The following is a 6856-nucleotide window of genomic DNA, read 5'->3' as shown; positions in this document are numbered from 1 at the left end:
GGCGACGGCATACTGTATTTCGCCTCGGCGCGCAACGGGGCCAAGCGGACCTACGGCTGGAACGAGGAGCCATACCTTGACCTATACCAATCGGTGCGGAACACCGACGGGACCTATGCCCAGCCGACCCCGGTATCGGGGGTGAACTCCCGTTGGCACGACGGCCCTGCGGCCCTCTCGGCCGACGGCAATACGATGTATTTCTCCTCGGAGAGCTTCCTGGAGAAGCAGTACGAGAAGGAGAAGGTGGGCGGCGACCGCCAGAAGCGCAGCCAGGTGTACCTCTTCAGGGCCACCCGTAACGGTTCATCGTGGGAGAAGGTCACCCCGCTGCCCTTCAACGGCAAGGACTTCTCCACGGGCAACGCCTCGCTCTCCAAGGACGGCAAGACGCTTTATTTCGCCTCGAACCGCCCGGGTTCGGTTGGCGGCACCGACATCTGGAAGGTGTCCATAGGGGATGACGGTGGCTACGGCGAGCCGCAGAACCTTGGCAGGGGCATCAACACCGAGGGCGAGGAGAACTTCCCCTACATCNCCGATGGGGGCAGGCTCTACTTCGCCTCCCAGGGCCGCAAGGGCTTCGGTGGCTACGACGTGTTCGTCTCCGAGAACGGGGGCACGGGCGAGGCCAGGAACCTGGGCGCGCCGGTGAACACCAACAAGGACGATTTCGCNTTCACCTTCAGCGAGGGCAATAAGATAGGCTTCTTCTCCTCGAACCGCGACGGGAACGACAACATCTACCTGGCCACCCCAGTGTGTTCGGTTGAGCTGATCGCCACGGTCAGGGACGCCAAGACGGGTGCCCCGCTGTCGGGTGCGAAGGTGTCCATCCTGGACGACCGCCGCAACGTGATAGAGACAAGGCAGAGCGACGCCAACGGGCAGGTCACCTACAACGTGGACTGCAACAAGGCCTTCACGATCCAGGCCTCCAGGGACGGTTATGAGAGCGGCACCTTCCCGGTGGCGGCCTCATCCGGGGGCACCGTGCCGGTGGCGGCGGACCTCCAGCCCATCGAGACCATCGTAGGGCCGCAGGCGGTGACCCTCAACGAGATCTACTTCGAGTACGACAGGAGCAACGTCACCCGCGAGGGCGCCTTCGAGCTGGACAAGCTCGTGCAGGCGATGGGCAAGTATCCNGAGATGGTGATCATGGTCAAGTCCCACACCGACTCGCGCGGCACCGACGCCTACAACATGTCCCTCTCCGAGAGNAGGGCCAAGTCCACGGTGCAGTACATCCTCTCCAAGGGCATCAAGGCCGACCGCATCTCGGGCAAGGGCTACGGCGAATCCGAGCCTAAGGCACCGTGCACCGAGTGCACCGAGGGGCAGCACGCGCAGAACCGCCGCTCGGAGTTCATCATCGTAAAGGGCGCACCGCAACCTTAAAAAAAGAGAACAAACCAAAACCTATACAGAAAAGGTCCCGGATTAATTCCGGGACTTTTTTTATGAAGGCATCTAAGACAATACGATAACTTATTCGAAAGGGTATGAGAATCAACTTTATTGAAACAATCCTGTATGTAGATAAGCAGCAGGAAAGTAGGACGTTCTATGAGAAATTACTGCGGATGCAGCCAAGTTTAGACGTGCCGGGCATGACGGAATTTCAACTCGCCGGGAATTTTAAGTTGGGACTGATGCCTAATGTAGGAATTGCTAAGATACTGGGAGCAAAAACGCCTCATCCAGATCGGGGAAAGGGGATTCCCCGATGCGAGCTATACTTATATGTTGACGACGTCGAAACCGAGTTTGAAAACGCCATTGAAATAGGAGCATCGGAGATAAGCCCGGTCCAAGAAAGAGATTGGGGCGATAAAGTCTGCTATTTTTCAGACCCTGATGGACATATCGTCGCACTCGCTGAAAAAATGATATAGAGACTCGGCCACGGCGTTTGGGCGACAGGAAAGCAATAAAAAAGGCCGCTGTTGAGCGGCCTTTAATTTATTTATGAATTGGGATTAGTTCTCGATAATCCTTACGTTATCAACTTCCCAAGTGGCCGCAGTCGAACTTGTAGAAGTGTATTTGAACGCGACGTAAATCGTTGTGCCGGCGTAATCAGAAATATCCACTGCGCCTGATCCGGTCCATACAAAATTGGAGTCGGTAGGGGCCAATGTACCGGTGGCCGGCGTCCAAGTTGCCGATAACGGTGACCCGCTTCCGGAATAGTTTGTTGAGACGAATACTTGTAACGCATTTCCGGTAAAATCTGTTGCGGTGTCATACGTCAAAACGACATTAGATAACGCGGACAAATCATAGGCTGGCGAAATCAACCAATCTTCGTTAACTTGGGCGCCGCCCGAGAACCCGGACATCCTTGCACAGTTACCCGGATTACCTTGGTTATTTGTATTTAGTGACCATACCTGAGCGCCAGCCACACTAAATTTTACCCATTGCGTCCAATTCGACGTGAACGTTTCCTCATAAATTGGCGTCACAGGTGCCAATCTAGGTTCGGTTAGCATGATGTCGGTGCCTCTGCGTGGCAGGAACTGGAAGTCTGAACTGAACTTGGTCATCACACCGCGAACTTTTCCGCTGGTGGACGGGATTAAATCGCCAGAGAAGTTGGCGAAACTGCTGACGCGGAAAATCATTTGGCTTCCGAACAAATCGGTAATGGTACGGTTGGTAGCGCCGCCCAAATCCAAAGATTCGGTATAGTACGGCTCGCCAATTTCAGCTTCGGCGAATTGAACATCGCTGATTTCAATCAAACGATTGAGCGCACTGTTGCTGTTGGCTTCACCGATAGACATTTCGGTGACCAAATCGTCTTCGCTCACTTCGTCGCAAGAAGGAATGATGTTGTTCTTATAGGTGAATTGCGAAATACGGCCTACTTGGGTTCCGAAAAGGCCACCAATTTTAAGCGATCCGTCTACGATAGCATAATACAAACCATTCAGTTTGATGAACACCTTACGGCCCGGATACAAATCCTTGGTGTAAAGGTTGGTGTCGTCAATGGCGACGCTGAATCCTATCGGCTCTGAACCATCGGTCGGCATGGTTTGGAATGACACGCTCTTAAAGAATTGGCCGCGTTCATCGGTTGATGTTACATAGGCTTCCAGGATGTCGTCGGTAGTGTAGAGCGTTGGGGTACTGTTGGCCGCTGCCACGAGCGACGCAACGGTTTTATTGGCGGTAAGCCCTGGATCTACACATTCAGATTCCTCGGCCGGATAATGGTCATCATTGGCGCATCCGATCGCAAAACCGGACATCAGCGCCAACACCGCAAATGATTTGATAAACTGTAGTTTCATATCTTAAAAATAAGCAATTTATTGTTTTTCGTAAATCCTGAAACGGTCCACTTGGTAAGCACCGTCGAGCGCGCTATTGGTGCCTGATCCGGTGACACGGATGGCTACATACACATCGCCATTGAATGCTGACAAGCTCATTTCACCTGAATCAACATATTCGTAAAAATCATTGGTAGGCGTTGGCAAAGCGGCCGGTGTCAACTCGGTCCAAGTGGCGGTGTTGACGTTGGTTCCGTCGAAATCATCCGAAGCAAATACTTCAAGTTTGTTGTTGTCTGGGTCGGATAAGAACGCGTGGGAAGCCAAAAAGCGTACATACGCATTGTTGTTTTCGGCCAACGTCACTTTTTTCGAAATCAACCACGCGATGTTTGACGCTTCTCCCGAACCGAATGGGTTGAATTCTGCATATCCGTCGCCGTTGAATACTTGGTGTTTCCAAATGGCCGTTCCCGCCGAAGCGTAGTTGGTCCAGCCTTCCACCACCAATGGAATATTGTCTGCGCCTTCGTCGAAATCTTCGCCCAACAAGATAGGCGCATACGGCGGAAGGTCAGTGTCGTCGTCGCAAGCCACAAACGTCATGGCGAGCAAACCTGCGAATAAGATATATCTAAGATTTTTCATAGTCATTTATATTAGAATTGAATGTACAGGTTCACGAAATAAGTGCGGCCGTAACCATAGAAGTATTTTGGCCCGAAAGCAGGAACGCCGCCAGGGTTGTTCACGTCTTGGTTCAGTTCGCGGTAGTTGGCATTCCTTGATTGCTCAAAGCCGCCGGTCTTGTAGAGTTCGTCCAGTACGTTGTTGACCGATGCAAATACGCCCAAAGTTGTTTTACCGAACCTCCATGATTTACCGCCTGTAACGTTCATCAGGAAGAAATCGTCAAGTTTTTCTTGCTTCAGCAAGCCTTCTGCGGTCGCTTGGTCAATGTCTGCAAATGGCAATCCGAGCGGGTCGTTCGGATCCTGGAAGAAGTTTTCTGTCCTGAGCAAAGCAGAGACGTCAAGGTAATTGTCTGCAAGGAAGTTTCCGTTTACGCCAATCCACCAGAAATGCGGGTCGCGGTATTCCAAGCCCAATGAATAAGCTTGTTGCGGCGTTCCCGGCACGCGGTAGTTTTTCAGGTATGCTTGTCCGAAATCAATTTGCGTGTTGGCGGCTTGATCGTCAACGGCCAATGCATCGTTGTTGATGGATACATTCGGGTTGTTGGCATATACGTAACGGCCGTAGTTTCCGGCCGCGGTCACTTTCAAAGTAGAAGTAATCTGGTATTCCATGCCGAGTTCTACGCCGTAATTCCTTCTGCTTACGCCGGTTACCGTTTCTGCTACGAACGCGTCTGAGTCATCGCCTTCGAAAATACCCTCTCCAAAGAAAAACGATGTTTCCATCGCATTTTCCACCATGGAATAAAAACCGGTCAAACGGGCCTTGAATTTTGGCGCGCGGATGATGTAGCTCGCGTCGATGCTGGAGATGTTCTCGCTTTCGAGGTTGTTGGCCACGAAGTCGTTCACGCGGGCATTCGGGAATGTGTTGCGCAAAGATGGTGCTTTGGTCATGTGCAACGCATTGAAGCTAAGCAAATGCTGGCCAGTCATCTTCCAAGTCAAACCGCCTTTGAAACCGAAGTTTTCGAAAGTGTATTTCTCACTTTTTCCGAAAGAGCTGTTCGGGTAAATACCATTGCGGTACAAACCTTCACGTTGGTATTCTGAGCGCGAGAACGATTCCGCCAAGTAGAAATCAATCGTACGGTAAGAGAATTTGAATTGCGTAAATGCGTCGATAACGTCGGCCAACAAATTATAGTTGTAGCCGAATTCGTCACCTTCAACCACGAGCCTGCCCGGATTGTTCAAATCTGATTGTGCGCTGCTTCCGCTGTAGAAGCTGTCGGTATCTTCAAAGTATTGTCCGCCCAAAAGATCGAGCAGGTTCTGGAAGTTGTGTGATTTCAGTTTCCGGTAAGTGGCACCGGCGTTCATCACGATGTTGTCGGCAATCTGGCTGTTGAACACAGAGTTGGCCGTGATGGTTTTGTCGTCTGTACGGTCTTCATACAATACGTAGACGCTTCGTCCGTCGGGAATATCGAAGTTCGCATCTTTCATGAACTGCCAATCGATTTGACGCGTTGTTGGGTCGTTGAAAGACACGGCCGCAGCGTTCGCAATGTTTTCTGGCGTATCGCCCACGTAAGTTGTGCCATCATACAAAGAAGTATAATAGCTAGGTAATTTCCTATAATAGGTTGGGTCCGGGTTGTCGGCATCTGGGAAATCCAGCCTGCTGTTCCCGATATGCCCCGATTGGTAAGACAAAGTTGTATTCAAGTTGGTCTTGTCGCTCATTTTCCAGTAGTGCGTGAGCATCACGATAGGCTCTTCTACGTCTTTGTCACGCGAGTTGCGCTTCTGACCGTTGTCCCAACCCCAGTAAGAGTTGTAGGTTTCGCCCGCCAGACGGGTTACTTCGTCTGTGTTCGGGGAGTTTTTACCGCGGCTGTTTTGTGCGTAAATAGCAACCAAGCCCAAAGAGTGCTTCTCATTGAAGCGCTTTTCAACGCTTCCGAACAAGGAGTTGGCGCTGTAATCCGTGCCTTCAAAGTAACCTTCTGTAGCCCAACGACGTCCGCCGGAAACTACGAATGACCAGCCGCTTTGCGAAATGCCCGAAGCGTGTGTGGCCATGGTTCTCCAACTGTAGTTGGTGTTGGTCCCGGAGAATGAAATCCTGGTGCCCGGACGGTAAATGGACGCACGGGTATTGATTTCCTGCGTACCCAAAATGCCGCCGAATGTATAATCAGACGGTGCAGAACCCATGGTGAATTCTTGGTTACGGGTAGCGTCGTTCAAGCCGCCCCAGTTGCTCCACTGCGGCCTGCCGTCGTATATTTTGTTCATGATGATGCCGTTGATCATCGTCGTGCCGTATTCATTGTCAAGGCCACGGATCCTGAAACGCGCCTGGCCCCAGTTGAAGGCTGCAGACTGCTGGAAGGCGTCACGCGAGGCTTGCAAAAGGCCAGAAGTGCTTTCGGAACCTGAGTTGTCGTCGCCCAAATCGTTTTCGGTGATGGTAATCAAGCTGAGTTCTTGTTCGGCAGTGATGTCTTCTTCAAGAACAACCGTGCCCAGGTCTGTCACGCTGCCTTCGGTAATCGAGACAGGCAACAATTGGTCTTTGTAACCGGCGCTTTTAATTTGGACAAGCCTCGAGCCTGCGTCCAAACCGGTGAATGTAAAGCTACCGAGTACGTCGGTAAGCTGGGTGAAATTGGTGTTCTGGATAGAAACCACCACGTTTTGTAACGGCTTTTGCGTCTTGGAATCGACCACTTTTCCGGTGAGTCCTGTCTGCGCCACAGCTACCACAGCTTGGATTACAAATAAGACACTGAAAACTAGTTTTTTCATAAAAAGGAATTGAGTTAAATGTTCTAAGCGTTAATAAAAACTTAACAGCCCGCAAATGTACATGATTTCATATTATTATTTACTTTTGACGCCGAAGATTTTCAAATCTTGACC

The 6856-nt window shown here is 51.3% G+C and carries 5 protein-coding genes and 2 pseudogenes; 4 read left to right on the top strand and 3 right to left on the bottom strand.

Translation table 11 applies throughout. The annotated features are described in order from the left end of the window. Positions 1-759: 759 nt before the first annotated feature. The 4 genes and pseudogenes from ACM9J1_RS12765 to ACM9J1_RS12750 all read left to right on the top strand — a co-directional run. Positions 760-1148: pseudogene (locus ACM9J1_RS12765) on the top strand (carboxypeptidase-like regulatory domain-containing protein); the annotation flags it as partial. A 1-nt stretch (position 1149) separates the two neighbouring features. Continuing rightward, positions 1150-1223: pseudogene (locus ACM9J1_RS12760) on the top strand (hypothetical protein); the annotation flags it as partial. A gap of 1 nt (position 1224) precedes the next feature. Beyond that, the coding region (locus tag ACM9J1_RS12755; RefSeq protein ID WP_415582451.1) for an OmpA family protein at positions 1225-1401 on the top strand (177 nt) is incomplete at its 5' end. A 104-nt stretch (positions 1402-1505) separates the two neighbouring features. Then, entirely contained in the window at positions 1506-1898 is a 393-nt protein-coding gene (locus tag ACM9J1_RS12750) for a VOC family protein (protein ID WP_415582443.1), read from the top strand. Positions 1899-1982: 84 nt separating this feature from the next. Here ACM9J1_RS12750 and ACM9J1_RS12745 read toward each other — a convergent pair whose 3' ends face one another. Genes ACM9J1_RS12745 through ACM9J1_RS12735 form a run of 3 tightly spaced genes read right to left on the bottom strand, consistent with a single transcriptional unit; the run spans position 1983 to position 6742 of the window. Beyond that, complete coding sequence (locus ACM9J1_RS12745; protein ID WP_415582442.1) at positions 1983-3305, bottom strand: DUF5689 domain-containing protein; 1323 nt, start codon at positions 3303-3305, stop codon at positions 1983-1985. An 18-nt stretch (positions 3306-3323) separates the two neighbouring features. Beyond that, on the bottom strand, positions 3324-3935 hold the full coding sequence (locus ACM9J1_RS12740; RefSeq protein ID WP_415582441.1) for a choice-of-anchor J domain-containing protein: 612 nt from the start codon (positions 3933-3935) through the stop codon (positions 3324-3326). An 11-nt stretch (positions 3936-3946) separates the two neighbouring features. Continuing rightward, positions 3947-6742 (bottom strand): carboxypeptidase-like regulatory domain-containing protein, encoded by a 2796-nt coding sequence (locus ACM9J1_RS12735; protein WP_415582440.1) that lies wholly within the window; start codon positions 6740-6742, stop codon positions 3947-3949. Between the last annotated feature and the right edge of the window lie 114 nt (positions 6743-6856).

Origin of the sequence: Flavobacterium longum (assembly GCF_965137575.1) — a bacterium.
GTDB lineage: Bacteria > Bacteroidota > Bacteroidia > Flavobacteriales > Flavobacteriaceae > Flavobacterium > Flavobacterium longum.
Note: the sequence above shows the minus strand (reverse complement) of the source record. Positions and strands in the feature narration are given on the sequence as shown.

Excerpts from the sequence above, each read along its gene's own strand:
- ACM9J1_RS12750 (WP_415582443.1), top strand. The coding sequence starts at position 1,506 with ATGAGAATCAACTTTATTGAAACAATCCTGTATGTAGATAAGCAGCAG.
- ACM9J1_RS12745 (WP_415582442.1), bottom strand. The coding sequence starts at position 3,305 with ATGAAACTACAGTTTATCAAATCATTTGCGGTGTTGGCGCTGATGTCC.
- ACM9J1_RS12740 (WP_415582441.1), bottom strand. The coding sequence starts at position 3,935 with ATGAAAAATCTTAGATATATCTTATTCGCAGGTTTGCTCGCCATGACG.
- ACM9J1_RS12735 (WP_415582440.1), bottom strand. The coding sequence starts at position 6,742 with ATGAAAAAACTAGTTTTCAGTGTCTTATTTGTAATCCAAGCTGTGGTA.